Source organism: Nocardioides thalensis (genome assembly GCF_013410655.1).
Classification (GTDB): Bacteria; Actinomycetota; Actinomycetes; order Propionibacteriales; family Nocardioidaceae; genus Nocardioides; species Nocardioides thalensis.
Window position 1 is genome coordinate 705,232 of sequence record NZ_JACCFP010000001.1, and the last position, 26,378, is coordinate 731,609.

Here is a 26,378-nt window from a genome sequence, read left to right on the forward strand (position 1 = left end):
ACGACAAGATCGTCAGCCGATCATCGTCGAGCCGCCCTCGACGACCTCGCGGCCCAGCAGGCGCCGTACCCGCTGCCGGTAGCGCCAGATCTGGAGGGCGCCGAACGCCCAGAGCAGGTACTGCACGCTCATCGCCGCGCGGAAGGCGTCCGGGGTGTACGTCGCCGCGCCCGCCGTCATCAGGTCGAGCACCACGCCGATCGCGGCCACCGCGACCAGCGCGGCCACGAACCCGCCCTGGTTGATGATGCCGCTGGCGCTCGCCATCCGCTCCGGGGGGTTGCTCGTGCGGCCCACGTCGAAGCCGATCATCGAGGTCGGGCCGGCGCAGCCGCAGACGACGACGAGCAGCACCAGCAGCCAGAGCGGGGCGTGGCCGGGCCAGGCCAGGACGACGGTCCAGGTCGCGGCGGTAGCGGCGACCGTGCCGAGAGCGACGCTCGAGCGGTGCCACGGGTGGTTGCCGACGACCCAGCCGAGCACCGGGCCCGACGCCACGGTCGCGACGACGATCAGGCTGAGCAGGGTGCCCGCCGCGGTGTCCGACAGCCCCTCGCTGACGACGAGGAACGGGAAGCCCCACAGCAGCGCGAGCACGTGCGCGCTGAACGGCGTCGAGAAGTGGATCCAGAAGCCGAGCCGGGTGCCGGGCTGCGACCAGGAGGCACGCAGGCTCGCCACCAGGGCCTGCCGCGACATCGGCTGCCCCGGCAGGTGGCGGTGCTGCGGGGTGTCGTGCACGACCAGCAGCAGGGCCGCCAGCAGCACCGGCCCGGCGCCCGCGGCGACCAGGTAGGCGGTGGTCCAGCCGAGCTCGCCGAGCGCCCAGGTCATCGGCACCGCGGCGATGATCGCGCCGACCTGGCCGGAGCTGCCGGTCAGCTGGGTCACCAGCGGGATCGTGCGCGGCGCGAACCAGCTGTTCACCAGCCGCAGCACGCAGATGAACGTCATCGCGTCACCGGTGCCGACGAGGACCCGGGCGAGCAGCGCCTCGGGATAGCTCGACGCGAGCGCGAAGGCCGTCTGGCCGATGCTGAACGTCACGATCCCGGTCGTCATCACCGCCCGCGGCCCGAACCGGTCGATCAGCAGCCCGACCGGGATCTGGAGGCCGGCGTAGACCAGCAGCTGGAGCACGGCGAACGTGCCGAGCTGGCTCGCCGACAGGTCGAACCGCTCGGTCGCGGCGAGGCCGGCGACGGCGAGGCTCGAGCGGTGGAAGACCGCGAGCACGTAGACGGCCAGGGCGACGCCCCACACCAGCCAGGCGCGACGCGGAGTGGTCGGCGGTGCGGTCACGCGTCGCCCGCCTCGGTCACGGCCTCGGTCGCCTCGTCGATGATCGCCTGCATCGCCGTACGGGCGGCTCCCGGGTCTCCCGCGCGTACGGCGGCCGCGACCCGCACATGGAGGTCGACGGCCTCCTGCTTCGGGTGGTCGGGCATCAGGTCGTGGTGGGTGCGGCCGGCGAGCACCTCGGCGACGAGGCCGCCGAGCGCGGCGATCATCTCGTTGCCGGACGCCTCGAGCAGCGTGGCGTGGAACGCGATGTCGGCCTCGAGGAACGCCTCCAGGTCACCGGCGCGGCCGTGCGCCACCATGTCGCTCGCGAGCGTGGTCAGCCGCGCCGCCTGGTCCGGCGTCGCGCGCTCCGCCGCGAACCCCGCGGCCACCGGCTCGAAGCCGCCGCGCAGCTCGCCGAGGGTGCGCAGCTGCTCGACGCGGTCGGCGGAGTCGAGCCGCCACCGGATCACGCGCGGGTCGAAGACGTTCCACGAGCGGCGGGGGAGGACGGTCACCCCGACCCGGCGTCGGGACGCCACCATCCCCAGCGCCTCGAGCACGCGCACCGCCTCCCGCGACACCGACCGGCTGACGTCGTACGTCGTGTCGACGCCGTCGAGCGTGAGGACCGCGCCGGGCGCGAGGGTGCCCTCGACGATGCGGCGGCCGAGCGCGTCGAGGACGTCGTCGTGCAGTGCCCTGCGTGCCATCGGACCTCCTCGCTCGGCGGACAAAAATCAGACTAATACCGATCATGGGGTTGCAATAATCAGATTATTGAGCACAGACTGTGACGGCCGGCACAACCGGGTGCCGCGATCGGACAGGAGCAACGATGACGCAGAGCGTCGACGGCAGCGGCACCGCCCCGGCCCCCTTGCTCGTGGTCATGGGCGTCTCCGGCTCGGGCAAGTCCACGATCGGTGCGGCGCTCGCGCAGCGCCTCGGCGTGCCCTTCGCCGACGCCGACGACTTCCACCCGCCGGCCAACATCGCGAAGATGACCGCCGGCGAGGCGCTCGACGACGACGACCGCTTCCCGTGGCTCGAGGCGATCGGCGAGTGGCTCGCCGAGCACGACGAGCGGGGCGGCGTGATCAGCTGCTCGGCGCTGAAGCGCAAGTACCGCACCCAGCTCGTCGGCCACGCCCCGCGTGCCCGGTTCGTCCACCTCGACGGCTCGCGCGAGGTCATCGCGCGCCGCCAGGCCAGCCGACCCGGCCACTTCATGCCGCCGGCTCTGCTCGCGTCGCAGTTCGCGACGCTGGAGCCGCTCGGGCCCGACGAGCCGGGCCTCGTCATCGACGTCGACCAGTCGGTCGACGCCGTCGTCCAGGAGTACGTCGACCGCGCCGGCTCGGCGCGCTGATCCTCTCTCGGGAAGGAAACCCATGTCATCGCTCAACGTCCTGGCTGCAGGCACCGACCTGGTCGAGCCCGTCGCCTCCGACGGCCGGCTCGTCGCCGCTGCCCTGATCGGCATCGGCGTCATCGTCGCGCTGATCATCGCGGCGAAGCTGCACCCGTTCCTCGCGCTGACCGCCGGCGCGATCACCGTCGGCGTGGTCGCCGGGGTCGACGTCGAGGCCGCGCTGGCGAGCTTCACCGCGGGCTTCGGGTCGACCGCCGCCGGCGTCGGCATCCTGATCGCGCTCGGTGCGATGTTCGGCAAGCTGCTCGCCGACAGCGGCGGTGCCGACGAGATCGTCGACACGATCGTCGGCCTGGCCTCGCCGCGCGCCCTGCCGTGGGCGATGGCGCTGGTCGGCGCGATCATCGGACTGCCGATGTTCTTCGAGATCGGCCTGGTGCTGCTGATGCCGGTCATCTACCTCGTGGCCCGCCGGTCGGGTCAGTCGCTGGTGACGATCGGCATCCCCGCCCTGGCCGGGCTCTCGGCGATGCACGGCCTGGTGCCGCCGCACCCGGGCCCGCTGACCGCGATCGACTACCTGAGTGCCGACCTCGGCCTGACCCTCGCGCTCGGCGTCGCCGTCGCGATCCCGACGATCGTGCTCGCCGGGCCGGTCTTCGGCCGGGTCGGCCGCTACGTCGAGGTCGCCGTGCCCGACCGGTTCGAGGCCCGCGACGCCGACACGATGGAGCACCGCCCCTCCTTCGCCGTCACCCTCGCCTCGGTGCTGCTGCCGGTCGTGCTGATGATGGGCAAAGCGCTCGCCGACATCTTCATCGACGACGAGACCGACCCGCTGCGCCGTACCCTCGACGTGCTCGGTACGCCGCTCATCGCCCTGCTGATCGCCGTCGTGGTCGCGATGTTCACGCTCGGCGGCGGCGCGAAGATGGGCAACCAGGGCGTGATGAAGTCGCTGGAGTCCTCGCTCCCCGGCGTCGCGGGCATCCTGCTCATCGTGTCCGCCGGCGGCGGCTTCAAGCAGTCCCTCGTCGACACCGGCATCGGCACCCTGGTCGCCGAGTGGGTCGCCGACAGCGACATCTCGGTGCTCGTGCTCGCCTGGTTCGTCGCCGTGCTCATCCGCCTGGCGACGGGCTCCGCGACCGTCGCCACCGTCACCGCCTCGGGTCTGCTGGCCCCGTTGACCGCGTCGCTCTCCAACGGCGAGGTGTCGCTGATGGTGCTCGCGATCGGCGCCGGCTCGGTGTTCTTCTCCCACGTCAACGACGCCGGCTTCTGGCTCGTGAAGGAGTACTTCGGGATGACCGTCGGCCAGACCCTCAAGACCTGGTCGGCGATGGAGACGCTGCTGTCCGTGTCCGGCCTGGTCTTCGTGATGGCGCTCGACCTGTTCATCTGACCGCTCGGGGTTGGGGCGCGACCCGCCGGGTACTGGCGGGTCATGCCCGACCCGATCGATCTCGGACGCCCCACGGAGGGCGACGTCCTCGACCTCATCAGTGACGACCACCGGCGCTTCGAGCGGCTCCTGGCGCAGCTGCGCGACACCACGCAGGACCGCGACGCCGTACGCCGTGCGTTCGCGGACGCCCTGATCGCCCACGGTGAGGCCGAGGAGGAGCTCGTCTATCCGGTGCTGCGGAAGAAGGCGACCGAGATCGGTCAGGACGAGGTCGAGCACGGGCACGAGGAGCACGCCGAGGGCAACCAGGCACTGCTCCACGTGCTCGAGCTCAAGGGCACCGACACCCAGGCGTTCGACGACGCGGTCGAGAAGCTCAGCAACCTGATCGCCCATCACATCGCCGAGGAGGAGATCACCATCATCAGCCCGGCGCGCGAGAGCGTGGGCGAGCGGGTCCGCGCCGATCTGGGGGCGAAGTGGGCCGCGCGCCGCAACGAGCTGATCGACCGGGGCTGCGGGAGCGTCGACAACGTGCGACGCATCGTGGCCGAGGCCGACCGGGAAGGCCTGCTCTCCGACGACTAGAGGGGGTCTCTACGGTTTCGCCATGACGGAGGACGTGGAGACGGAGGCGCGTGGCCTGCTCGGGCGCACGCTGACGGGTCACGGCGTCGCCGTACGCATCACCGAGGTGGAGGCGTACGGCGGCAGCGCCGACCCGGCGTCGCACGCGTTCACGCGCACCCCGCGCTCGGAGATCATGTACGGCCCGGCCTGGCGGCTCTACGTCTACCGCTCCTACGGCATCCACTTCTGCGCCAACGTCGTCACCGGCCCGACCGAGCAGGGCGCGGCGGTGCTGGTGCGGGCGGGGGAGGTCGTCGAGGGCGTCGACCTGGCGCGGGCCCGGCGCGGGCCGGTGCCCGACCACCGGCTGGCCTCCGGCCCCGGCAACCTCGCGCAGGCGCTCGGCATCACGCTCGACGACCTCGGCACCGAACTGCTGGCCGAGGACGGCGAGGGCGTCCGCCTCGGCCCGGCCGTGGCCGACCCCGGTGAGATCGTGGCCGGCCCGCGGGTCGGGGTGTCGAAGGCCGCCGACGTCGCGTGGCGGTTCTGGCTCGCCGGTGAGCCGAGCGTGTCGGCATACCGGCGGAGCCCGCGGGCCCCGGCCATCAGGTTGGTCGACTAGGACCACCGATCAGCCGGCGGACGGCGGGCAGTGCCTGGGTGTCCGACGGCAGCCACTCGACGTCCGCCAGTTGGTCGGCCGCCAGCCACCGCACCGCGTCGTGGTCGGGCCCCGGCCCGGGTGTGCCGGTGACGATCCGGGCGAGGAACAGGCGGAGCTCGTAGGCCTCCGAGATCGGCCACGCTCCGCCCGGCGCCGACAGCTCGGCGCCCACCTCGACCTCGAGCGCGAGCTCCTCGTGCAGCTCCCTGCGGAGGGCGTCCTCCGGCGTCTCCCCGGGCTCGACCTTGCCGCCGGGGAACTCCCACAGGCCGGCGAGCGCCCCGGCGCGCCGTCGGGCGGCGAGCACCGTGCTCTGGTCGATGATGAGCCCGCCCACGACCGTCTGCACCCGGCCCATCCTTCCAGTTGGGTCTCGATACGCCGGCTCGCTAGCGCGAACCGGCTACTCGACCAACCTGATCCCAGGCTCGTCGAGTAGTTCGGGCGCCCTGGCGCCCGAACATATCGAGACCCTCACATCAGCGCCGCCAGCTGCGCCCGCGTCGGCGCGTACGGCGCGGACCGCAGCCGCATGCCGGCCTCCACCGGCGTGCGGTCGGCCTTGCGGCTGTTGCAGCGGGAGCACGCGGCGACCGTGTTCTCCCACGTCCAGCCACCGCCCCGGGAGGCGGGGAGGACGTGGTCGACGGTCGTCGCGCGGCCGCCGCAGTAGGCGCACCGGTGCCGGTCGCGGACCAGTACGCCGCGCCGCGTGTAGCCGGCGGTGCGGTACATCCACTTGGCGGCGACGTACCGCACCAGCCGGATCACGCGCGGCCACGGGTGCGGTCCGATCATCCGGTCGCCGTGGGCCTCCTCGACCGTGGCGACCTGGCGGAACAGCATCCGCACCGCGTGCTGGAACGTCACCGTGCCGAGCGCCTCGTAGGAGGCGTTCAGCAGGATCACGTGGGTCACCGCTGACACCTCCTTCCTGGTCTCATGTCAGGCGACCTTCTTGGGCCGGCCGGGCTTCCGGACGGCAGCGAGCGGCTTGCCGCTCTCGAGCAGCACGCCACCCCAGACGCCGAACTCGTCCCGGCGCTGGCCGAGCTCGAGGCACAGCTCGCGCACGGGGCAGGCGGCGCAGAGCTCCTGCGCCGCCGCCAGTGCGGCGTCGTCCACCGGGTGGAAGAGCTCCGGGTCCGGGTGGTCGGCGCACGCCCAGGCCAGGCCGGGGTCGAGCGGGGTCGGGGCCGTGAAGGCGATGGTCACGCCCTTGGTCTCGAACTTGTCCTCGTGGATGGTCTTCTGCATCTTCATCGTCTTCACCTCCTGGGGTGTCGTGTGGGTGGAAAAATGAGTCCGGGCCGCCCCGGTGGCCTGTGGCGCACGCGGAGCGGCCCGGTGGAAACCGGTGCCTGTGCACCTACTCCAACGGCCGCTCCACAGCGATCAGCCAGGTCCCGCCCTCGTAGCCCTTGGGCTCTTCGACGGCAGCACCGAGCACGCGGACCGCGCTGCGGTTCGCGTACGACGGGCAGTGGCGCTGATCCACTGTCTGCTCCTTCTGTGCCTGATCTGCTCGGCGTGGTGGTGTCGGGGTGGTGGCGCACGGACGGGTCCGTGCGGACCACCGAAGGGTAAGCCGCACGGACCCGTCGGTCCTAGCGAGTTTCTGCCGCGATCGTCAGGCGGCCTGCGCGGCGGGCTCGAGCCCGCCCTCCTCCTCAACGATCTCCGGCTGCAGACCGCCGCGCGGGAGCACGGCGACCAGGGCGATCAGCGCGCCGACGCTGGCGATGACGGCCGCGAAGACGAGGCCCGGGCGGTAGGCGTCGAGCAGCCCTGCGGGGGTCGGCTCGGCCGGCATCCCGGACGCGATCATGGCCGAGGTGATGGCCAGCAGGATCGCGGGCCCGACCTGCATCGAGGTCTGCAGCACGCCGGCCGCGAGGCCCTGCTCCTCGTCGCGGATCCCGCTGGTGGCCTGGATGTTGACCGCGGGGAACCCGATCCAGCCGACGCCGATCAGCAGCACGGCCGGCAGGATGACCGCCGGGTACGACGGGCTGGTGTCGAGCCGCAGGAAAAGGAAGTAGCCCACGGCCATCACGGTGAGCGTGGTCGCGATGATCTTCCCGGTGCCGAAGCGCTCGACCAGCCGGTCGGAGAACAGCGCCGACAGGGTGACCATCAGGCCCACCGGCAGCAGCGCGAGCGCTAGCCGCAGCGGCGACCAGCCGATCGCGTCCTGCAGGTAGAGCGTCACGATGAACTGCCAGCTGAAGTAGGACCCGGCCATCGCGACGATGGCGAGGCACGCCCGCAGCAGGGTGGGGGTCTTGAGGATGCCGAGCCGGACCAGCGGGTGGGCCACCCGGCGCTCCCAGGCGAGGAACGCGGCGAGGAGCACGGCGACACCGACGAACGAGCCCAGGGTGCGGGCGGACGCCCAGCCGGCCTCCGGTGCGGAGACCACCGTGTAGACGAGCAACAGCATGCCGGCCGTCGACAGCGCCGCGCCGAGAAGATCGTGCCCGCCCTCGTCGGCCGGCTTGTCCTTCGGGAGCAGGACGTACGCCGCCGCGAGCGCCGCGAGCGCGACCGGGACGGGGAGCAGGATCGTCCAGCGCCAGCCGACGTTGGTCAGCAGCCCGCCGAAGACCAGGCCCATGGAGTAGCCGCCGGCGCCGAAGACGGTGTAGATCGACAGCGCCTTGTTGCGGGCGGGGCCCTCGGCGAAGTTGGTGGCGATGATCGACAGGCCGGTCGGGGCGGTGAACGCCGCGGCGAGGCCCTTGATGAAGCGGGTCACGATCAGCAGCGTCCCGTTGTTGACGAGGCCGCCGAGCAGCGACGCGAGCGCGAACACCGCCAGCGCGATCAGGAACACCTTGCGCCGGCCGAGCAGGTCGGCGGTGCGTCCGCCGAGGAGGAGGAGCCCGCCGTAGCCGAGGATGTAACCGCTGATGAGCCACTGGAGGGACGCGGTGCCGAGGCCGAGCTCGGCGCCGATCGACGGGAGCGCGACGCCGATCATGGAGACGTCGAGGCCATCGAGGAAAAGGACGATGCACAGGGTGATGAGCAGCGCCCAGACACGGGCGGACCAGCCCGTGCCGGTGACGTGGAGGGTAGATGACATGGCGGATACGATTCCATGCGCGTGCATTGAATGCAAGAGCAAATAATGTGTTTGCATGATCGTAACGCCTCGGCTACCATCCGAGACATGCCTCCGCGCGTATCAGCGACCGCCGACAGTGGGTCGGGCGAGCGCGCTGACCAACGCGTCGACGAGTGGCGGACGCTGCTCGACCGGCACGCCCGGATCGGCTGTGCGCTGGAGAAGTCGTTGCAGAACGAGCACGGTCTCGGGCTGAGCGAGTTCGAGATCCTCGACCGTCTCGTCGACGGCGAGAAGGGCAAGTACCGGATGTCCGACCTGGCCTCCGACATCTACCTCAGCCAGTCGGCTCTCTCCCGCGCGGTCGCGCGCCTGGAGGAGGACGGGCTCGTGCGCCGCGACATGTGCACCAACGACCGGCGCGCGATCTTCGTGTGTCTCACCGACGCGGGTCGCAAGGTCGCCGAGCAGGCGCGGCCGACCCACCGCGCGGTGCTCGAGCAGACCTGGACCTGACAGCAGCCACCCTCCCGCGGCAGGTCGCGGGAGGGTGGAAGCCTAGGGTCGAGTCGCGGTGACGCGACTCAGGAGGGGCTGGCGCCCGGCTCCTGACGCGCGCCGGGCGATCCGGGAGGCGGCGTCGCGCCCTCCGGCATCGGCAGCTGGCCCGTCTTGATCCAGTTGATCGCCATGTCGGTCGGGTTCTGCGGGTCGACCGCCACCGCGAGCTGGGCGCCGGGCTGCATCCGGCCGCGGCTCATGTCGGCGACCACCTCGTCGAACACGGCGCCGTACGGCTCGACGCCGTCCTCGCGCTCCACCCGGCCCTGGATGCGGAAGACCGGCGACATGTTGGCGTAGTTGCCGACCTCCCAGACGCCCTCGATCGTCACGAGGGCCGGGATGCCGGCGCCGTTGACGAGCTGCGAGTGGCGCACCATCTTGAGGCCGATCTCGGTGTTGTTCGCGGCCTCGTTCATGTTGCGAGGGATGTCGGCGAGCTGGCCGAAGTAGCCGGTGCGCTTGCCCTGCGACGCCAGGTACTGGTTGTTGGCGTCGTTCATCCGCTTCCAGTCCTTGAACATGCCCATGAACGGCGCCCTTCTAGTAGCCGAGGAAGCGGCGGAACTGCTGGCCGACGGCCTGGGACTGGCCCATCCGCGCCACCCAGCCGTCGAGCGCGGCCTTGGTGTCGGCGGGGTCCCAGCCCTTCTCCTGCGCGACCGTGATCATCCCGGCCTCGTCGTTGACGCCGCGGGCCTGGCAGTCCTTGGCCAGGTCGGCGTAGTCCTGGAGGGAGATGCCGTTGATCGGCTCCCAGATCGGGTCGTTCTCGGCGACCGGGGCCGTCGAGGGGCCGCCGAACGCGGCGGGGTCGACCGGGCCCGCGCCCTGGACGTGGACGTAGCCGTCGCCGGCCTGACCCTGCGGCGGCTGGCCGCCCTGGTTCATCGCCTGCTGCGCCTGCTGGGCGGCGTCCTGAGCCGCCTTCTTCGCCTTGCTGAAGAAACCCATCGTCGTCTCGTTTCCGGCGGCCGGACGGCTGCCTCGCGCCGACGATAGGTCGGCACGGATGAGACCGACATGAAATTGCAGGATCGCCCCGGGACCCGGCTGACGGCACTACCTTTCCCCCATGTCCGAGAAGCCCCCGTCGTGGCGCCAGTACGACGTACCCGGTGACGAGCCGGGCGAGAAGATCCGGCCCGACACCCCCGAGGCGAAGACCAAGCCGGACACGCCCCCGAGCATCGGGGAGGCGCCCTTCGTGCCGTACGGCGACCCGCACGCGTCGTCGAGCTCGTCGGTGCCCCCGCTGATCGCGGCGTCCGCGGCGGCCGGCCGGAGCGTCGGCATGCTCGTCGGCATCGTCGGAGGCGTCGCCGGGGTGGCTGTGGCGGCCGGCGTCGGCATCTTCTTCCTGGCCGACGGCGACGGGGTCAGCTTCGGCGGCGGTGGCGGACGCGACATGCACAGCCAGGAGGCGCTCGACGAGCTGGTCGCCGACCTCCGCGAGGAGCACGGGACCAGCGAGGTCTTCGACGCGACGTTCTATCCCGATCGCGCCTACGTCGACCTGCACGTCGACGGCGGCAGCGGGCAGCGCTACGAGTCCTACTCGTGGGACGGCAGCCTCGCCGACTGGGGCGGCAACAGCACCGACAGCGGCAAGACGATCGACCTGACCGAGCTCGACGGCAGTCTCTTCGACGGGTTCTGCGCCAAGGCGCGCAAGCTCGTGGAGGACCCCGGGGACTGCTACATCATCGTCGACCCCGACACGCCCACCGGCGGTCTGTACGACGCGCACGTCAACAACGAGTACAGCGAGGGCGGCTACATCTCCTTCGACCTCGAGGGCAACGAGGTCAGTCGGAACAAGTGGTGACGACGCCCGCCGCGCGCCCGACCGCGGCGTAGGCCTCGGCGAGCGTCTCGGCCGTCTCGTGCGCGTTGAGGCCGGAGGGGTTCGGCACCACCCACAGCTCGGCGCCGGCGAGGTCGGCAGGCTGCCGGCCGGGGACGGCCTTGGGGAACCCGAACGCCGCGCGGTAGGCGGTGATGCCGGCCACCGCGACCACCCGCGGTCGCCGTACGGACACCAGCTCGGTGAGCCGCGCGCCACCCTCGCGGAGCTCGTCGTTGGTGAGCTCGGAGGCCTTCGCGGTCGCGCGGCGGACGATGTTGGTGATGCCGATGCCGCGCTCCCGGAGCCGGTCGCGGTCGGCGTCGGTCATCCCGTTGGCGGGGTCGATCGGCTCGTCGATGACGCCCGCCCGCAGCAGCGCCGGGTAGAAGCGGTTGCCCGGGTGGGCGAAGTGGGTCTGCGTCGCCGCGGTCCACAGCCCCGGGTTGATGCCGACGAAGAGCAGCCGCAGGTCGTGGTGCGGCTCGGTCGGCAGCAGGTCGGGCACCTCGGCGTCGCGGAACGACTCGAGCTCCGCCCGGGTGAAGGTACGGCGCTGCGGGCTGGTCACGGGGGAAGCCTCGCATCCCGGCGGAACGCGCCGGCGCGGAGTACCGTCCGATCCACCATGAGGACGCTCCCCGCCGCTCTCGCTCTCGCAGCGGCCGCCACCGTGCTGGCCGGCTGCGGCGACAACGTGAGCTGGGAGGGCGACCCGGTGGAGCGCGCCGACCCGGAGGTCGTCGAGATCGTCACCGGGTCCGCGGCGGGCGGCTCCGTCGAGGAGATGGTGACGGTGTTCCGCGGGCCGAAGGACCTCGACCGCTACGTCGAGCAGTTCGGCACCGAGCTCGGCGAGAGCACGATCCGGTTCGAGATCGGCACGGCCTACCGGCGCTACGACGAGGACCCGGACACCCACGTCGGCGCCGCGGTGATCAGCGTCGGGTGCGACGTGCCGCCGTCGGCGACGATCACCGAGGGCGAGCAGGACGACACCTGGCTGGTGCACCCGGCCAAGGTCAAGGACCCGGTCGAGGCGTGCGCGGTCGCGATCACCGCGGTCGCCATCGTGACCGTGCCGGTGCCGTTGAGCTAGGCGTCGTCGATCTCGGCGATGTGCACGATCGCGTCGCCGGCGTTGACGATCGGGGCGTGGGTGAGGCCCACGACGATGCCCGACCGGTCGGCGTGCACGAGCCGCACCCGGCGACCGAACGTGTCGGAGAGCCCGCCGATCCGGCGGCCGGCCTCGACGTACGCGCCGAGCTCGACCTCGAGGTGCAGGATGCCGGTGCTGCGGGCCCGCACCCAGCCGCTGCGGCGCGCGACCTTGCTGACCGGCGCGGGCTCGTCATCGGGCCGGTCGACCATCCCGAGCGCGGCGAGGACCCGCAGCACGCCGGACACGCCGGCGACGATCGGCTCCTCGTCGAAGCGGGAGGCCTCGCCGCCCTCGTAGAGGAGCACGGCGGCGCCGGTCTCGCGCGCCGCCTGGCGCAGCGAGCCGTCGCGGACGCTGGCGTTGAGCATCACCGGGGCGCCGAACGCCTCGGCCAGCTCACGGGTCCGCGGGTCGTCGAGGTCTGCCCGGACCTGCGGCAGGTTGGGCCTCCGGTCGGCGCCGGTGTGCAGGTCGAGCCCGACCTCGCACTTGGCGACGACCTCGGTCATGAAGAGGTGCGCGATGCGGCTCGCGAGCGACCCGCGGGGCGAGCCCGGGAACGACCGGTTGAGGTCGCGCCGGTCGGGGAGGTAGCGGCTGCCGGCCATGAAGCCGAGCACGTTGACCACGGGTACGGCGACCAGCGTTCCGCGGAGCGTGCGGGGCGACAGTGCCGCCAGCACCTGCCGGATGATCTCGACGCCGAGCACCTCGTCGCCGTGGATCGCGGCGTTGACCCAGACGACCGGGCCCGGCTCGCGCCCGTGCACGACCTGCACGGGCAGGCTGACGTCGCCGCCCGTCACCAGGCGGGTGATCGGGAGCTCGACGGCCTTGGTCGACCCGGCGCGCACCCGCACGTTGCCGATCGCGAAGGACTCGCGCCCGCGCGCACGCGCCATCAGTCGTCCATCCCACCGGCGCGGTTGCGGCGCCGTACGGACTGCTTCGGCCGGCCGCCGAGGTAGGAGCGCCGCGAGTCGACCAGGAAGCCCTGGCGGAGCGCCTCGCGCCCGACGAGCAGGCGGAAGCCCATCTCGTCGCGGCGGGTCAGCGAGACCTCGGTGGTCACGACCCGGTCGCCGATGCGCAGGTCGAGCAGCACGACGTACCGCTCCTGCACGTGGCCGGTCGAGCTCTTCACGCTGCGCACGTCGAGGACGGGCAGCTCCGCGACGACCGAGTCGGCGGACGACCGCTGCCACGGGTGGATCTCGAACCGCACCCAGCGCTTCCCGTCACGCTCGATCTCCTCGATGTCGAACGCGTGCAGCGCCGAGGAGCGGGCGCCGGTGTCGAGCTTGGCCTTGATCCAGTCGATCCCCAGCTCGGGCAGACTCACCCACTCGCGCCACCCGGCGACGCTGGTTAGATGGGAGCGAGGCACGACCCCATCCAAGCAGGCCGCCCTCTTCTCGGCGTGCAGCATCACCCCTAGGAGCCTGACCCCACGTGAAGCTGGCGATCCTCTCGCGCGCCCCGCGCAGCTACAGCACGCAGCGGCTGCGCACCGCCGCCATCGACCGCGGCCACAACGTCAAGGTGCTCAACACGCTGCGCTTCGGGATCGACCTGTCGGGCGACGAGCCGGACCTGCAGTACCGCGGCAGGACGCTCTCGCAATACGACGCCGTGATCCCGCGGATCGGCAACTCGATCACCTACTACGGCACGGCGGTGGTGCGGCAGTTCGAGCAGATGGACGTCTACACGCCCAACACCGCGAGCGGCATCAGCAACTCGCGCGACAAGCTCCGCGCGATGCAGATCCTGTCGCGCCACAATGTGCCGATGCCGGCGACGACGTTCGTGCGCGACCGCGCCGACGTGATCCCCGCGATCGAGCGTGTGGGTGGCGCGCCGGTCGTGATCAAGCTGCTCGAGGGCACGCAGGGCATCGGCGTCATCCTCGCGCCCGGCCTGAAGGTCGCCGAGGCGATCATCGAGACCCTCCAGAGCACCCGCCAGAACGTGCTCATCCAGTCGTTCGTGAAGGAGAGCAAGGGCCGCGACATCCGGGCGCTGGTCGTGGGGGACCGGGTCGTCGCGGCGATGCGCCGTACGGCGAAGGGCGACGAGTTCCGCTCCAACGTCCACCGGGGCGGCAGCGTCGAGAAGGTCGACCTCGACCCGGCGTTCGAGGAGGTCGCGGTGCGCGCGTCCCAGATCATGGGGCTCAAGGTCGCCGGTGTCGACATGCTCGAGGGCGACGACGGCCCGCTGGTGATGGAGGTCAACTCCTCACCCGGCCTCGAGGGCATCGAGACGGCGACCAACCTCGACGTCGCCGGCGCGATCATCGACCACATCGACAACCAGGTCGCGTTCCCGCACATCGACGTGCGCGAGCGGCTCGCCGTCTCGACCGGGTACGGCGTCGCCGAGATCGTGGTGCACGGCGACGGGTCGTTCGTCGGCAAGACGCTGGGCGACTCCGGGCTGCGCGACCGTGACATCACCGTGCTGACGCTGCACCGCGGCGTGCGGGTGATCCCCAACCCGGGCCCGCGCCACACCCTCGAGGCCGAGGACCGGCTGCTGTGCTGGGGCAAGCTCGAGGAGATGCGCGGCATGATCCCGACCCGCCCGAAGCGCCGCTCGCGCGTGAAGAAGCTGCCGCGGCAGCCGATCCACGAGGAGTAGGCGCCGCGGGTCAGCGGTCGCGCTTGCCCTGCTTGCCCTTCTTGCCGCGCTTCGGCGGCGCGGTGTAGGTGACCTGGAGGCCGTTGGCGATGTAGCGCTCCGCCCCGTCGGACGGCACGTTGCGCACCGAGAGCGCGCCGTCCTTGCGGGTGATCAGCGTCGAGGAGCCGCCGCCGTCGAGATTGAGCGCGTCCTCGGCGCCCATGTGGCGCATCAGCCGGGCGAGCTCGACCATCGTGTAGCCGCGGCTCAGCCGGGCGCGGCCGTCGGCGACGATGAACAGCACCTGCTTCTTGTCGCGGTCGATGCCGACGGCCGTCCGCGGGTGCATCTCGCCGTCGTCGGTGACCTGGAGCTTGCGGTCCTTGAGCAGGATCGCGTTGCCGGTGATCGCCATCGACGGGCTCTCCGGCAGCCAGGCGCGGGTCGAGACCTCGCTGCCGATGTGGAGCCGGCGCAGCTGGCGGCGCTGCTTCTCGCCGCGGGCGACGAGGTAGTAGCCCTTGAATTCGCCCCACGGCAGCTCGGTGCTGTTGGACACGACCTTGCCGTTGATGACGTGGACCGCTCGCGCGTAGCGGGTGTAGCCGTCGACCCAGCGCTTGCCGGACGCGCCGCCCCAGCGGTTGCCGTAGATGCCGATGCCGTTGGGCTTCACCTGCGGCGAGTTGAAGTTGGTGATCGTGAGGTCGCGGCCCTTGACGACGGCCTTCATGTGCAGCAGGTCGATCTGCGGCGCCCCGGTCTTGCGGTTCATCCAGAACGCCGAGTTCCAGCCGTAGTCGATGCCGTTGATGAGGCCTTCGCCCCGTGCGCGGCCCAGGCCGAGCGGCGCGCCGGTGTCGCCGATGTCGAAGAAGTCGCCGTTGATGCCCGCGACCACGTCGGGCGTACGGCGCAGCATCGTGCTCAGCGGCTCGGTCGGCTTCACCTTCGGCGGGTGGGCGTAGTCGACCGACACGCCCTTGTGGTCCCACCAGGTGCGCACCACGAAGAACCGCACCCGTCCGCGCGGGCCGCGGTCGACCCATTTCGCCACCCGCACGCCGGGCGCGGCGTCGTACCACCACTCGCGCTCGAGGGTGTCCTCGAGCGCTCGCGTGACCTCGACGTCGGGGGCGATCCGTCCGGGGATCTGGTCCGAGGTCTGCCAGGTGCGCGGGTTGTCGGGGTCGGCGGGCTCGCCCCTCTCGGCGGAGGCGGGACCCATCAGGCCGCCGGTCAACGCGAGGGCGAGGCTGAGCAGTAGCGCGGGGAAGTAACGCATGAATTCCAGGCTAAGCAAAGAAATCTCCGGGATCGGGGGTTTCTACCGGCGTGGCAGGTGTTACCTATGTGACTTCGGCCGGCCTGGGTCGAGCATGATGAGTTCGTGCAGGACCGGCCGACCAACGTGTTCGCGGAGGGCGACAACCTCGACGTCCTCGCACGCCTGGAGCCCGGTTCGTTCGACCTGATCTACATCGACCCGCCCTACAACACGGGCAGCGCGTTCGCCTACCACGACGACGTGCGCGGCCCGCGGGGCTCGGGTGGCGCGGGCCGGCACGCGGCCTGGGTCGAGATGATGCGGCCGCGGCTCGAGGCGGGGCGGCGAGTGCTCGCGGAGTCCGGCGCGATCTTCGTCAGCATCGACGACAACGAGATGCCCTACCTGCGGCTGCTGATGGACGAGGTGTACGGCGAAGCGAACCTGCTCGCGCAGATCGTCGTGAACCTCAACGCCAAGGGGCGCCAGCTCGGACGCGGGTTCGCGACGTCGCACGAGTACGTGCTGGCCTATGCGCGCGACGCCGCGCGCTGTGTGCTCGACGCGTCGTCGCCGGCGACCGTGGTGGAGTCGGACTTCCCGCTGGTGGCCGACGACGGGCGGCGCTACCGCCGGCTGCCGCTGCGCAACACCAACAAGAAGTTCAACCCGGTGACGGCTCCGACGCTGCACTTCGCGATCTGGGGGTCGCCCGAGACCGGCGAGGTCCGCGTGGACCCGTTCGACGGTGCGGTCGAGATCAAGCCGGTGTTCGGCGACGGTGCGCCGGCCGTCTGGCGATGGTCGCGGCCGCGGATCGAGGAGCGGCCCGGTGACCTGGTCTGCCGGTGGGTCGAGGGAGTCACCGGCCGCCGGGCCGACGTCTACCAGCGGGACTGGCGCGACGTCACCCACGACGGCCGCGGTCGCCGCAAGAAGCTGCGCACCATCTGGCTCGCCGAGGAGATCGGCTCGACCGACACTGCGGTGGCCGAGGTCAAGGCGCTGGTCGGGAAGGTCTTCGAGTCGCCGAAGCCGACCGGGCTGGTACGGCGGATCCTCGACACGATGCCCGCGGACGCGCGGGTGCTCGACTACTTCGCGGGGAGCGGCACCACGGGGCACGCGGTCGCGCTGGCCAATGCGGAGGACGGCGGGCGGCGTACCTGCCTGTCGGTGAACCATGCGGAGCCGGTGCGGGTGGGATCGGATGCCGATCGGGCGGGATATCGGACGGTGGCCGATGTGACGCGGGCTCGGTTGCGGGCGGTGGCTGATGTTGTCGGGGGTGGGTTCGCCGAGCTGTGAGGTGGGGCGGCGCTGGTTGGGGAAGCCGAGCCCTGATGTGGCGCGACGTCCCGGCCGGCTGCGCCGGCGGTCCCTCCGGGCTTGCTCGCTCCGCCGCGCTACGGCGCTCTTCGGCTGGCCGCCGCGGTGGTCGGGGCGCCGGCGCGTCGTCGCGAAATCGCCCGGAGGGACCGCCCGCTCCGCCGGCCGGGACGCCGCGTCAGCTCACGCCGGCTGGTGGTGGTCGAGGAGGCCGCCTGCGGCCGTCACGAGACCCGTTGTGCCTGGTGGTCGAGGAGGCCGCCTGCGGCCGTCACGAGACCCCGGCGGCCTTCTCGAGCGAGGTGAGCTCGGTGTCGAGGTGGGTGAGGAGGCGCTGGAGGTGGGGGACGGTACGGCGGCAGCCGGTGAGGCCGAAGGCCATCTTGCCGTCGTAGGAGGTGCAGGTGATGTTGAGGGCCATGCCGTTGATGGGGATCGAGAGGGGGTAGTTGCCCTCGAGGCGGGCGCCGTTCCAGTAGTGGGTGGTGCGGGGGCCGGGGACGTTGCTGATGATCAGGTTGAACGGGGGCTTCACGATGCCCTGCATGCGGAGGACGGGGGCGACGATCGCGGGGGCGAGGCCGACGGCGCTCATGGCGATGATCTGCGCCGGCGTCATCGTGGAGAGGGCCTCCTTGCCGTCGAGCATCGAGCGGTGGATGGTCTTGAGGCGGTCGGCGGGGTCGTCCTTGTCGGTCGCCATCCGCACCATCACCGAGCCGACCGCGTTGCCGCCGTCGGCCGAGGCGACATGGGACTCCTTGGCCTTGAGACCGACCGGCACCATCGCGACGAGCGAGGTGTCGGGGAGCGCGTCCATCTCGTCGAGGTAGGAGCGGATCGCGCCGCTCGTCATGGCGAGCACCACGTCGTTGATCGTCGTGCCCGTCGCCTTGCCGATGCCGCGGAGCCGGTCGACCGGCCAGTCCTGGGCGGCGAAACGGCGGGAGCCGGTGATCTTCTGGTTGAAGATCGTGCGCGGCGCGTAGAGCGACACCGACGACGTCTCGTTCTTGATGCCGCGGCGCAGCGTGCGCACCAGGGCGCCGGGCATGCCGGCGGCGTCGGCGCTGATCGAGAGCGCCGTGCGAAGGGCGTCGGCGGGGATGTCGGGGAGGCTGCGAGCGGCTCCGGCCGCTGCCTCCGCGGCTGCCCCCGCGGCTGAGCCTGCGGCCTCGCTCACCGCGCCCGCCGCGCCGGCGGCGGCCTCGACGGCGCCGGTGACAGCGTCGACGATGGTCGGGCCGTCCTCCTTCTTCCGGCGGGGCTTGCGCGCGGCCTCCGCGGACCAGGGGGCGCCCATGCCGCGGCGGTCGGGGTCGGTGGTGAGCACCTTCTGGAGCAGGCGCATCGCGGAGACGCCGTCGACCAGGCCGTGGTGGATCTTGGTGTACATCGCGACGCGGCCGTCGGCGAGGCCCTCGATGATGTGGGACTCCCAGAGCGGGCGCTCCCACGCCAGCCGGGTGGAGTGGAGGCGGCCGCAGAGGTCCAGCAGCTCGCGGACCCGGCCGGGCTGGGGGAGGGCGCTGTGGCGGACGTGGTGCTCGGCGTCGAAGTTCTCGTCGGGGCGCCAGACCAGCTGGCCGGCGGTGCGCGCCGAGCGGTAGGGGTGCTTCAGGAAGAGCGGCGCGATCTCGGTGGTGTCGCGCATCGACTCGAACATCTCGCGCACGAAGTCGGGCCCCGCTCCCTCGGGCTTGGTGAAGAGCTGGAGCCCGCCGACGTGCATCGGCATGTTGCGGTTCTCGGCCAGCAGGAACGCCGCCGAGCTCGGGTCGATCGGCTTGCCGGGGAGGAGGTGAGGAGCGGAGACCACGGTCACACCTTGCCCGTCCGGACCACCAACCGTCCACAGATTCGACTTTCGGCACGTGTGTGCACAGGCGGGTCGCGTACGGCGGCGTGGCGTCGTGCCGTCTTCCTACGTTCGGCTCGCCGCGTCGGAGAGGCCGCCGCGGACCGACCCTCGGGAGTGAACGTGAAGAAGATCCAAATGCGCATCACCGGCCTGCTGGCCGCCGTCATCGGTGTGGCGCTGCTCGGTGGCCTGGTCGCGGGCGTGGCCGACGCCGACGAGACCGGCGGGCCCGGCGGCCGCCTGCAGGCGCCGACGCAGCAGGCGCCGCACCCCAAGACGATCGTCAAGGTCACGGGCGACGCCGCCAACGGCTTCGGCGTCCACTACCTCGACGGGACCGCCGAGTTCCCGCCGACCGACAGCGAGGCGGCCGCGGAGTGCGGCGAGTACGACCGGGTGATCGAGCGGGTGCGCTGCCGCACCGAGGTCCGCACCTGGTACCACGACCTGGCCTCGATGCAGTGGACGATCCGCTACTTCAAGGCCAAGCTCCGCGACGCCTCGTCCGACGAGGGCGGTGCCGCTGGTTGATGTGCGAGGGCCGCCAGGCCCGAGCCTCGAGACCAAGGCTCATGCCACCATCGGCCCATGGATGGTCCCGGCGGCTGGGTGCTGCACGTCGACCTCGACCAGTTCATCGCCGCGGTCGAGGTACGGCGGCGGCCCGAGCTCGCCGGGCGCCCGGTCATCGTGGGCGGACGGGGCGACCCCACCGAGCGCGGGGTGGTCGCCACCGCGTCCTACGAGGCCCGCGAGAAGGGCGTCGGCTCGGGGATGCCGCTGCGGATCGCGGTCCGCAAGTGTCCCGACGCCGTCTTCCTCCCCGTCGACAAGGACGCCTACGACGCCGCGTCGGCCGAGGTGATGGGTGTGGTCCGGGGACTGGTCTGGGGTGGCGCGCCCGTCGTCGTCGAGGTGCTCGGCTGGGACGAGGCGTTCGTCGCGGCCGCGCCCGAGGCCGACGCGGGCGAGCTGGGCGACCCGGCGCTGTTCGCCGAGGAGATCCGCGAGGCCGTTCGCGAGGCGACGGGGCTCACCTCGGCGGTGGGCATCGGCGACAACAAGCTCCAGGCCAAGCTCGCGACCGGCTTCGCCAAGCGCAAGGTGAGCGGCGCGGCGGCGCCGGAGCGCACCCCGGAGTCGCACGTGGCGACCACCGGGCAGGGCGTCTACCGGATCGGCCACGACACGTGGTTCGCCGAGATGGGCGAGCGCCCGACCTCGGCGCTGTGGGGCATCGGCAAGAAGACCGCCGAGCGACTCGCCGGGCTCGGCATCGCCACCGTCGACGACCTGGCCCGCTCCGACGTGGAGATGCTCGCTGCGGCGATCGGACCGACGACCGGTCCGTGGCTGCGACGGCTGGGCCGGGGTGTCGACACCAGCCCGGTCGATGCCACCCCCTACGTCGCGCGCGGGCACGGCCGCGAGGAGACGTTCCAGGCCGACCTCACCGACTGGGCCGACGTCGAGGCCGAGACCCGGCGGATCGCGCTGCGCGTGGTGGAGGACGTGCGGGCCGAGGGCCGCCTGGTGACCAGGGTCGGGCTGAAGATCAGGTTCCGCCCGTTCCTCACGTTCACCCGCATCCACAAGCTGCCCGAGCCCACGCTCGACCCGGACACGCTGGCGCGCGAGGCCGTCGCGCTGCTCGACCGGGTCGACAAGGACCGGCCGGTCCGGCTGCTCGGCGTACGCCTGGAGATGGTCGACCCCACCTCCGACAACTAGCCCAGGTCGGCGCGCAGCTCCCGGACCACGGAGTCGACCACCGCGACCAGGTCGCCGTTCGTGCGCTCGGCGACCGCGCGCTGGCGCTGGTACGACGCGCCGCGCTCGGCGATCGTGAGCACGGACGCGAGCTCCTCGGGGCAGCCGAGCCGCTCGGCGACGGGCATCAGCTGCGGGACGAGGTCGGCGAGGTCGTCGGTGACGAGCCGCTCGTTGGACGCGGCGTCGAGGATGACGATGGCGTCGACGCCGTAGCGGGCGGCCCGCCACTTGTTCTCCTGCACGTGCCAGGGCGGCATGGTCGGCAGCGTCTCGCCGGCGGCCGCCCGCTCGTCGAGCCAGATGACGAGGCAGTGCATCAGCGCGACCAGTGCGCCCATCTCGGCGAAGGTGGAGACGCCGTCGCACACGCGGTTCTCGAGGGTGCCGTGCTTGACCGCGGGCCGGACGTCCCAGCGGATCTCGGAGAGCTCGTCGATCACGCCGGTGGTGAGCTGGTCGTGGGCGAACGACTCGTACTCCTCCCAGGTCTGGAACTGGAACGGGAGCCCGGCGGTCGGCAGCTGCTGGAACATCAGCGCCCGGTTGGAGGCGTAGCCGGTGTCGACGCCCGCCCAGATCGGCGAGGAGGCCGACAGCGCCTGGAGGTGCGGGTAGTAGGTGAGCAGCGCCGAGAGCACCGGCATCACCCGCGCCTTCTCGGGCATCCCGACGTGCACGTGGACGCCCCAGATCAGCATCTGGCGGCCCCACCACTGGGTGCGGTTGATCAGCTCCGCGTAGCGGTGCCCCTCGGTGAGCTGCTGGACGTCCCACTTCGCGAACGGGTGGGTGCCGCCGCCGTACAGGTCGAGGTCGAGCTCGTCGCACGCCGGGGTGACATAGCGCAGCGCCGTACGGAGGTCGTCCATCGCGTCGCCCACGGTGTCGCAGACGCCGGTCACGACCTCGACCGTGTTGCGCAGCAGCTCCTTGTGCAGGCGCGAGGGGTCGGGCATCCGCGCCTTGGCGCGGGCGAAGAGGTGCTCGGCGTCGTTGCGCAGGTCGCGGGTGCGCCGGTCGACCAGCGCGAACTCCCACTCCACCCCGAGCGTCGGCCGTGGTGACCCGTGGAAGTCGATCCGCACGCGTCCAGCGTTCCACACTCGCCCAGTCGGCTGGTCTTCACGCCTGCGAGCCGCCGAGTCGGCCCGTGATCACGCGCCGACTCGGCCCCTACCGGGGAGGAGGCAGCGCGTCGGTCGCCTCGAGCTGGCCCATCCCGGTCACCAGCAGCAGGTCGACGACGATCGAGCGCAGCTGGGCCAGGATCGCGTCGCCCTGGAGCTCCGAGGAGCGCTCGACGAGGCCGGTGGCCTGACCGACCTCGAGCACGTGGTCGCGCGCGGCGACCGGCTGGCGGTTGGCCGCGAGCTCGTCGGCGATGCCCTCCACGGCGAGCGCCAGGTCGGCGGCGAGGTCGGCGTACGCCGTCGGCACTTCGCGGCGGCGGTACGCCGCGACAGCCGTCTGCCGCACCAGCACGCGGGTGCTGCGCAAGGATCGGTCGAGCGGGTCGACCAGCTCGGCCATCCGGCGCAGCGGCTCACGGTGCCGGGCCCGGAACGGTGACGACGTCACGACCGACATCCCCTCCGACGCGGCGCCCTGGAGCTCGCGGATCATCCGGTCGGTCGCCCGCGCGTCGGCGAGCAGGTCCAGGGCGACGTCGGTGTCGCCGTCGAGCATCACGTGGCTGGCGGCGCGCAGCAGCTCGGCGATCTTGCGGGCCACCGCGGCGGCCTGCTCACGCGGCCGCCGCAGCGGGGCCGCCGGCACGATCGCCGCGGCCACGAGGGCGACCGCGCCGCCGATCAGCGCGTCGGTCCAGCGGGTGAAGGCAGCGCCCGGCCCCGGGAGCAGGGTGGCGACGATGATCGACTGCACTGCCGCCTGGGTCACGAACAGCACCCCGGCGTCGAGCAGCAGGGCGGTTGACATCGCGAGCGCCACGATCAGGGACAGCTGCCACGCGCCCTGACCGAGCCAGACGACCAGCGCGTCGGCGACGAGCACCCCGATCGCGACGCCCAGGGTGACCTCGACGACCCGCCGCATCCGCTGGCCGTACGACGTGCCGAGGCACACCACGGCCGCGATCGGCGCGAAGAACGGGGTGTCGTGGTCGAGCAGGTCGGCGGCGACCCACCAGGCCACGCCTGCGGCCACGGCGCACTGCACGACGGCGAACAGCTTGCTGCGCCACCGCTCCACCCGCTGGCGGACCGACAGCCTGCTCCGCTCCCACATCCGGTCGAGCGGCGCCTCCACGGGCACATGCTCCCACGGCCGTGCACGACGAGCGGGCGTCGTACCCCACCCCGCGGCCGACATACGTCTTGAACTGTTCGGTGCACGGTTGTTCTCTGGACCGCATGGCTAGCACGATCCCGTGGGAACGGGTGCGGCGGTCCGCCTCCAAGCTCACCACGCCGCTGCACCCCGACGACTACCTGCGCCTGCTCAACCCGCTGTGGAGCGCGCGCGAGCTGCGCGGGCGCATCGAGCAGGTGATCCCGGAGACCGAGGACGCCGCGACGCTGGTGATCCGGCCCGGCTGGGGCTGGCGCTACGACCACCGGCCGGGGCAGTACGTCGGCATCGGGGTGCAGGTCGAGGGCCGGTTCCAGTGGCGCTCCTACTCGGTCAGCTCACCGCCGAAGCGGAGCCGCGGCACGATCGCGATCACCGTGCGGGCGATGCCGGAGGGGCTGCTCTCCAGTCACCTCGTCAACGGCGTGGAGCCGGGCACGATCGTCCGGTTGGCCCTTCCGGAGGGCGACTTCGTCCTGCCTGACCCGCCGCCCCAGCGGATGCTGTTCCTCGTCGGAGGCAGCGGGGTCACGCCGGTCATGGCGATGCTGCGCACGCTCGACCGGCGCGGCACGATGCCCGACGTCGTCATGCACTACTCCTCGCCGACCGAGGAGCGGATGATCTTCCGCGACGAGCTCGACCACCTCGAGGCGAAGCACGAGCGGCTCACGATCCACCGGCTGCACACCGACATCGACGGGATGCTCGACCTCGCGGCGCCGGACGGTCTCGACCGGGTCTGCCCGGACTGGCGGGAGCGCGAGACCTACGCGTGCGGGCCCGCCCCGATGCTGGACGCGATCACCGATCACTACGAGCAGCAGGGGCTCGAGGAGCACCTGCACCTCGAGCGGTTCTCCCTCGAGCTCGGCGGCGAGGGGGGCGAGGGCGGCACGATCACGTTCCGCACCTCGGGCAAGTCGATCGACGCCGACGGCGCGACGACCGTGCTCGAGGCGGGGGAGCAGGCCGGCGTCGGCATGCCGTACGGCTGCCGGATGGGCATCTGCCACACCTGCACCCTCACGCTCGTCGAGGGCAAGGTGCGCGACCTGCGCAACGGCGACGAGTACGACGGCACCAACGAACCCGTACAGACCTGCGTGACCGCCGCCGTGGGCGACTGCACGCTCGACATCTGATTGGAGCAGAAATGGCGATCTCGGACGTGAAGGAGTACGTGCACCTCACCGAGGAGGAGGTGGACCAGATCGGCCGCGAGCTCGACCAGATCCGCGCCGACATCGAGGAGTCGCGCGGCGCGAGCGACGCGGCGTACATCAACCGGCTCATCAAGATCCAGCGCGGGCTGGCCGCGGCCGGACGGATCACGCTGCTCACCGGCACGCAGTTCAAGCAGACCCGCAAGCCCGCGATCGGGCTCGGCGTCGCGTTCCTGGCGCTCCACAAGATCCTCGAGAACATGGAGATCGGCCACAACGTGATGCACGGCCAGTGGGACTGGATGAACGATCCCGAGATCCACTCCTCCAACTGGGAGTGGGACACCGCGCAGCCGGCCGAGCAGTGGAAGCACTCGCACAACTACATCCACCACCAGTTCACCAACGTGCTGGGCTACGACAACGACATCGGCTACGGGATCATGCGGCTGGCCCGCGAGCAGAAGTGGACGCCGTACAACCTCGGCCAGCCGATCTACAACAGCCTGCTCGCCACCCTCTTCGAGTGGGGCGTCGCCCTCCACGACCTCGACATCGAGCGGATCCGCAAGGGCGAGAAGGACCCCAAGGAGATGAAGCGGCAGCTCAAGCAGATCTTCCGCAAGGGCCGCAACCAGATCCTGAAGGACTACGTCGTCTATCCCGCGCTCGCCGGCAAGCAGTGGAAGACGGTGCTCGCCGCCAACGCGTCGTCCAACATCATCCGCAACCTGTGGGCCTACGTGATCATCTTCTGCGGTCACTTCCCCGACGGAGCGCTCCACTTCACCGAGGAGGAGATCGAGGACGAGAGCCGCTCGGAGTGGTACCTCCGCCAGATCCTCGGCGCCGCCAACTTCAAGGGCGGGCCGCTGCTGCACATCCTGTCCGGCAACCTCGGCTTCCAGATCGAGCACCACCTGTTCCCGGACCTGCCGAGCAACCGGTACGCCGAGATCTCGGTGCGGGTGCGGCAGCTCTGCGAGAAGTACGACATCCCGTACACGACCGGGCCGCTCTACAAGCAGTACGGCCAGGCGCTGCGCACGATCCTCAAGCTGTCGCTTCCGAACTCCTGGACCGACACCGACCAGCCCGAGCCGCCGTCGCCGTCGCGCGACCGCAAGCGGCGCGGGGACGACGAGCGGCCCTCGCGCCGTACTGAGCTCGGAGGGTGGTCCCGCTCGCACTCGGAGGCCCGCGCGTGAGGACGCCGCTGGGCATGACCGGCCCGTTCGCCTGGGAGGCCGACGGCGACGACCTCGGGGCACTGGTCCCGAGGAAGGTCACCCAGTGCGCGCTGAGCCGCATCTGTGCGGTGTGCGCCGACCCGCTCGGCCGGCCGCTGGTGTTCGTCGGCACCCCGGAGGAGCGGGCGCGCAACGCCTTCCACGTGCCGCCGCTCCACGCCGGCTGCGCCGACGACCTGCTCCGCGCGCCGGGCTCCGACCCGTCCTGGGAGGCGGTCGCGACGGCGGGTTTCGAGTTCGTGCGGCCGCAGCGGGAGGACGTCGACCGACGGCCGACGTTCCAGCCGAACTCGCTCCTCAGCGACGCCTGAGCGCGAGCTCCCCGAGCCAGCGCTCCGCGCTGCCGTCGTACGGCGCCGCGCCCTGGGTGACGGCGGCGAGGACGGACGCGGCCGATGCCTCCGCCATCGCGACCACGTCGTCGGGATAGCCGTAGGCGACGCGGTGCTCGGCGAACTCGTCCTCGTCGTCGAGGTAGACGGTGCCGTCCTGCAGCTTCACGACGTCGAGGTCGAGGTCGACCGAGCGCAGCACGTGGCCCTCCCACGCGGCCGGTGTGGTCATGTCCACATAGACCGCGGCCTTGGCACGCTCGTCGTTGAACGCCGCCAGGTGCGCTGCCCCGCCGGCGGGCACGAGGGTCACCCCGTCGAACGTCGCGACGAAGTCCAGTCCGGGGCGTCGATAGTGCGTGCCGACGGGGAATCCGAGCCACTCGCCGTGTTCGTCGCTACCCAGGTAGACGCCGTCGTACTCCCAGTGCGGACGGTCGCCCCACTTGGTCATCTCGACACGGATCGCAGCACCGGATTCCACCCGCCGCTGTCTACCAGAAGTCTGGAAACATCGGC

At 71.7% G+C, this 26,378-nt stretch carries 31 protein-coding genes; 14 read left to right on the forward strand and 17 right to left on the reverse strand.

All coding sequences use genetic code 11. The features are described from left to right. Positions 1-12: 12 nt before the first annotated feature. Together HNR19_RS03480 and HNR19_RS03485 are read right to left on the reverse strand one after the other, a co-directional pair. Complete coding sequence (locus HNR19_RS03480) at positions 13-1,302, reverse strand: MFS transporter (protein ID WP_343047027.1); 1,290 nt, start codon at positions 1,300-1,302, stop codon at positions 13-15. Then, positions 1,299-1,997, reverse strand: a complete 699-nt coding sequence (locus HNR19_RS03485) for a FadR/GntR family transcriptional regulator (RefSeq protein ID WP_179666640.1) — start codon at positions 1,995-1,997, stop codon at positions 1,299-1,301. The genes HNR19_RS03480 and HNR19_RS03485 overlap by 4 nt, the downstream gene beginning before the upstream one ends. A 125-nt stretch (positions 1,998-2,122) precedes the next feature. Between HNR19_RS03485 and HNR19_RS03490 the strand changes: the two genes are divergently transcribed. Genes HNR19_RS03490 through HNR19_RS03505 form a run of 4 tightly spaced genes read left to right on the forward strand, consistent with a single transcriptional unit; the run spans position 2,123 to position 5,262 of the window. Continuing rightward, entirely contained in the window at positions 2,123-2,656 is a 534-nt protein-coding gene (locus tag HNR19_RS03490) for a gluconokinase (RefSeq protein ID WP_246303472.1), read from the forward strand. A 22-nt stretch (positions 2,657-2,678) separates the two neighbouring features. After that, on the forward strand, positions 2,679-4,064 hold the full coding sequence (locus HNR19_RS03495) for a GntP family permease (RefSeq protein ID WP_179666641.1): 1,386 nt from the start codon (positions 2,679-2,681) through the stop codon (positions 4,062-4,064). Positions 4,065-4,106: 42 nt separating this feature from the next. After that, positions 4,107-4,655 carry a hemerythrin domain-containing protein gene (locus HNR19_RS03500; protein WP_179666642.1) on the forward strand — a complete coding sequence of 183 codons (549 nt, stop codon included), beginning with the start codon at positions 4,107-4,109 and terminating at the stop codon, positions 4,653-4,655. 22 nt (positions 4,656-4,677) lie between these two features. After that, positions 4,678-5,262 carry a DNA-3-methyladenine glycosylase gene (locus tag HNR19_RS03505; RefSeq protein ID WP_179666643.1) on the forward strand — a complete coding sequence of 195 codons (585 nt, stop codon included), beginning with the start codon at positions 4,678-4,680 and terminating at the stop codon, positions 5,260-5,262. On the opposite strand, the gene HNR19_RS03510 is transcribed toward HNR19_RS03505, so the two are convergent. The 5 genes from HNR19_RS03510 to HNR19_RS03525 form a co-directional block, all read right to left on the reverse strand. Beyond that, positions 5,246-5,662: an NUDIX domain-containing protein gene (locus HNR19_RS03510; RefSeq protein WP_179666644.1), complete on the reverse strand. Its 417-nt coding sequence runs from the start codon at positions 5,660-5,662 to the stop codon at positions 5,246-5,248. The genes HNR19_RS03505 and HNR19_RS03510 overlap by 17 nt on opposite strands. A gap of 116 nt (positions 5,663-5,778) precedes the next feature. After that, positions 5,779-6,222 carry an HNH endonuclease gene (locus HNR19_RS03515; RefSeq protein ID WP_343047029.1) on the reverse strand — a complete coding sequence of 148 codons (444 nt, stop codon included), beginning with the start codon at positions 6,220-6,222 and terminating at the stop codon, positions 5,779-5,781. Between the two features lie 27 nt (positions 6,223-6,249). Next, a complete protein-coding gene (locus HNR19_RS03520; protein ID WP_179666645.1) occupies positions 6,250-6,567 on the reverse strand; it encodes a WhiB family transcriptional regulator in 318 nt (105 codons plus the stop codon). A gap of 106 nt (positions 6,568-6,673) precedes the next feature. After that, complete coding sequence (locus HNR19_RS23100; protein ID WP_281366458.1) at positions 6,674-6,802, reverse strand: hypothetical protein; 129 nt, start codon at positions 6,800-6,802, stop codon at positions 6,674-6,676. A gap of 132 nt (positions 6,803-6,934) precedes the next feature. Next, a complete protein-coding gene (locus HNR19_RS03525) occupies positions 6,935-8,392 on the reverse strand; it encodes an MFS transporter (RefSeq protein ID WP_218910137.1) in 1,458 nt (485 codons plus the stop codon). A gap of 87 nt (positions 8,393-8,479) precedes the next feature. On the opposite strand from HNR19_RS03525, the gene HNR19_RS03530 reads away from it, so the two are divergent. Then, positions 8,480-8,890 carry a MarR family winged helix-turn-helix transcriptional regulator gene (locus HNR19_RS03530; RefSeq protein ID WP_179666647.1) on the forward strand — a complete coding sequence of 137 codons (411 nt, stop codon included), beginning with the start codon at positions 8,480-8,482 and terminating at the stop codon, positions 8,888-8,890. Between the two features lie 68 nt (positions 8,891-8,958). Here HNR19_RS03530 and HNR19_RS03535 read toward each other — a convergent pair whose 3' ends face one another. After that, a complete protein-coding gene (locus HNR19_RS03535) occupies positions 8,959-9,465 on the reverse strand; it encodes a hypothetical protein (RefSeq protein WP_179666648.1) in 507 nt (168 codons plus the stop codon). Positions 9,466-9,478: 13 nt separating this feature from the next. Continuing rightward, on the reverse strand, positions 9,479-9,889 hold the full coding sequence (locus tag HNR19_RS03540; protein ID WP_179666649.1) for a hypothetical protein: 411 nt from the start codon (positions 9,887-9,889) through the stop codon (positions 9,479-9,481). Between the two features lie 121 nt (positions 9,890-10,010). Between HNR19_RS03540 and HNR19_RS03545 the strand changes: the two genes are divergently transcribed. After that, on the forward strand, positions 10,011-10,763 hold the full coding sequence (locus HNR19_RS03545; protein WP_179666650.1) for a hypothetical protein: 753 nt from the start codon (positions 10,011-10,013) through the stop codon (positions 10,761-10,763). On the opposite strand, the gene HNR19_RS03550 is transcribed toward HNR19_RS03545, so the two are convergent. Continuing rightward, the gene (locus HNR19_RS03550; RefSeq protein ID WP_179666651.1) at positions 10,744-11,352 is read right to left on the reverse strand and encodes a uracil-DNA glycosylase family protein; all 609 of its coding nucleotides are present in this window, start codon (positions 11,350-11,352) and stop codon (positions 10,744-10,746) included. The genes HNR19_RS03545 and HNR19_RS03550 overlap by 20 nt on opposite strands. Before the next feature lie 57 nt (positions 11,353-11,409). Here HNR19_RS03550 and HNR19_RS03555 point away from each other — a divergent pair, with 57 nt between their 5' ends. Beyond that, the gene (locus HNR19_RS03555; RefSeq protein WP_179666652.1) at positions 11,410-11,880 is read left to right on the forward strand and encodes a hypothetical protein; all 471 of its coding nucleotides are present in this window, start codon (positions 11,410-11,412) and stop codon (positions 11,878-11,880) included. On the opposite strand, the gene HNR19_RS03560 is transcribed toward HNR19_RS03555, so the two are convergent. Together HNR19_RS03560 and HNR19_RS03565 are read right to left on the reverse strand one after the other, a co-directional pair. Further along, positions 11,877-12,848, reverse strand: a complete 972-nt coding sequence (locus tag HNR19_RS03560) for a succinylglutamate desuccinylase/aspartoacylase family protein (protein WP_179666653.1) — start codon at positions 12,846-12,848, stop codon at positions 11,877-11,879. The genes HNR19_RS03555 and HNR19_RS03560 overlap by 4 nt on opposite strands. Beyond that, positions 12,848-13,375, reverse strand: a complete 528-nt coding sequence (locus HNR19_RS03565) for an ATP-dependent zinc protease family protein (protein ID WP_179670067.1) — start codon at positions 13,373-13,375, stop codon at positions 12,848-12,850. The genes HNR19_RS03560 and HNR19_RS03565 overlap by 1 nt, the downstream gene beginning before the upstream one ends. Positions 13,376-13,398: 23 nt before the next feature. Here HNR19_RS03565 and rimK point away from each other — a divergent pair, with 23 nt between their 5' ends. After that, positions 13,399-14,589, forward strand: coding sequence for a 30S ribosomal protein S6--L-glutamate ligase (gene rimK / locus HNR19_RS03570; protein ID WP_179666654.1), 1,191 nt, complete (start codon positions 13,399-13,401; stop codon positions 14,587-14,589). A gap of 10 nt (positions 14,590-14,599) precedes the next feature. On the opposite strand, the gene HNR19_RS03575 is transcribed toward rimK, so the two are convergent. Next, a complete protein-coding gene (locus tag HNR19_RS03575; protein WP_179666655.1) occupies positions 14,600-15,856 on the reverse strand; it encodes a phosphodiester glycosidase family protein in 1,257 nt (418 codons plus the stop codon). A gap of 105 nt (positions 15,857-15,961) precedes the next feature. On the opposite strand from HNR19_RS03575, the gene HNR19_RS03580 reads away from it, so the two are divergent. Next, positions 15,962-17,146 carry a DNA methyltransferase gene (locus HNR19_RS03580; protein ID WP_179666656.1) on the forward strand — a complete coding sequence of 395 codons (1,185 nt, stop codon included), beginning with the start codon at positions 15,962-15,964 and terminating at the stop codon, positions 17,144-17,146. Between the two features lie 292 nt (positions 17,147-17,438). Here the strand turns inward: HNR19_RS03580 and HNR19_RS03585 are convergent, their stop codons facing one another. Then, a complete protein-coding gene (locus tag HNR19_RS03585; RefSeq protein ID WP_343047031.1) occupies positions 17,439-18,986 on the reverse strand; it encodes a WS/DGAT/MGAT family O-acyltransferase in 1,548 nt (515 codons plus the stop codon). Positions 18,987-19,148: 162 nt separating this feature from the next. Between HNR19_RS03585 and HNR19_RS03590 the strand changes: the two genes are divergently transcribed. Together HNR19_RS03590 and HNR19_RS03595 are read left to right on the forward strand one after the other, a co-directional pair. Further along, entirely contained in the window at positions 19,149-19,559 is a 411-nt protein-coding gene (locus HNR19_RS03590) for a hypothetical protein (RefSeq protein ID WP_179666657.1), read from the forward strand. 57 nt (positions 19,560-19,616) lie between these two features. Next, complete coding sequence (locus HNR19_RS03595) at positions 19,617-20,759, forward strand: DNA polymerase IV (protein ID WP_179666658.1); 1,143 nt, start codon at positions 19,617-19,619, stop codon at positions 20,757-20,759. Here the strand turns inward: HNR19_RS03595 and HNR19_RS03600 are convergent. Both HNR19_RS03600 and HNR19_RS03605 read right to left on the reverse strand, forming a co-directional pair. Further along, positions 20,756-21,886 carry a glutamate--cysteine ligase gene (locus tag HNR19_RS03600; RefSeq protein ID WP_179666659.1) on the reverse strand — a complete coding sequence of 377 codons (1,131 nt, stop codon included), beginning with the start codon at positions 21,884-21,886 and terminating at the stop codon, positions 20,756-20,758. The genes HNR19_RS03595 and HNR19_RS03600 overlap by 4 nt on opposite strands. Before the next feature lie 88 nt (positions 21,887-21,974). Then, positions 21,975-23,069 (reverse strand): FUSC family protein, encoded by a 1,095-nt coding sequence (locus HNR19_RS03605; protein WP_343047032.1) that lies wholly within the window; start codon positions 23,067-23,069, stop codon positions 21,975-21,977. A gap of 104 nt (positions 23,070-23,173) precedes the next feature. Between HNR19_RS03605 and HNR19_RS03610 the strand changes: the two genes are divergently transcribed. Genes HNR19_RS03610 through HNR19_RS03620 form a run of 3 tightly spaced genes read left to right on the forward strand, consistent with a single transcriptional unit; the run spans position 23,174 to position 25,838 of the window. Further along, positions 23,174-24,256: a ferredoxin reductase gene (locus tag HNR19_RS03610; protein WP_179666661.1), complete on the forward strand. Its 1,083-nt coding sequence runs from the start codon at positions 23,174-23,176 to the stop codon at positions 24,254-24,256. 11 nt (positions 24,257-24,267) lie between these two features. After that, on the forward strand, positions 24,268-25,485 hold the full coding sequence (locus HNR19_RS03615; RefSeq protein ID WP_179666662.1) for a fatty acid desaturase family protein: 1,218 nt from the start codon (positions 24,268-24,270) through the stop codon (positions 25,483-25,485). Beyond that, positions 25,482-25,838, forward strand: coding sequence for a hypothetical protein (locus HNR19_RS03620; RefSeq protein WP_179666663.1), 357 nt, complete (start codon positions 25,482-25,484; stop codon positions 25,836-25,838). Before HNR19_RS03615 ends, HNR19_RS03620 begins: the two co-directional genes overlap by 4 nt. Here the strand turns inward: HNR19_RS03620 and HNR19_RS03625 are convergent. Beyond that, the gene (locus HNR19_RS03625) at positions 25,825-26,343 is read right to left on the reverse strand and encodes a DUF402 domain-containing protein (protein WP_179666664.1); all 519 of its coding nucleotides are present in this window, start codon (positions 26,341-26,343) and stop codon (positions 25,825-25,827) included. The genes HNR19_RS03620 and HNR19_RS03625 overlap by 14 nt on opposite strands. Positions 26,344-26,378 lie beyond the last annotated feature (35 nt).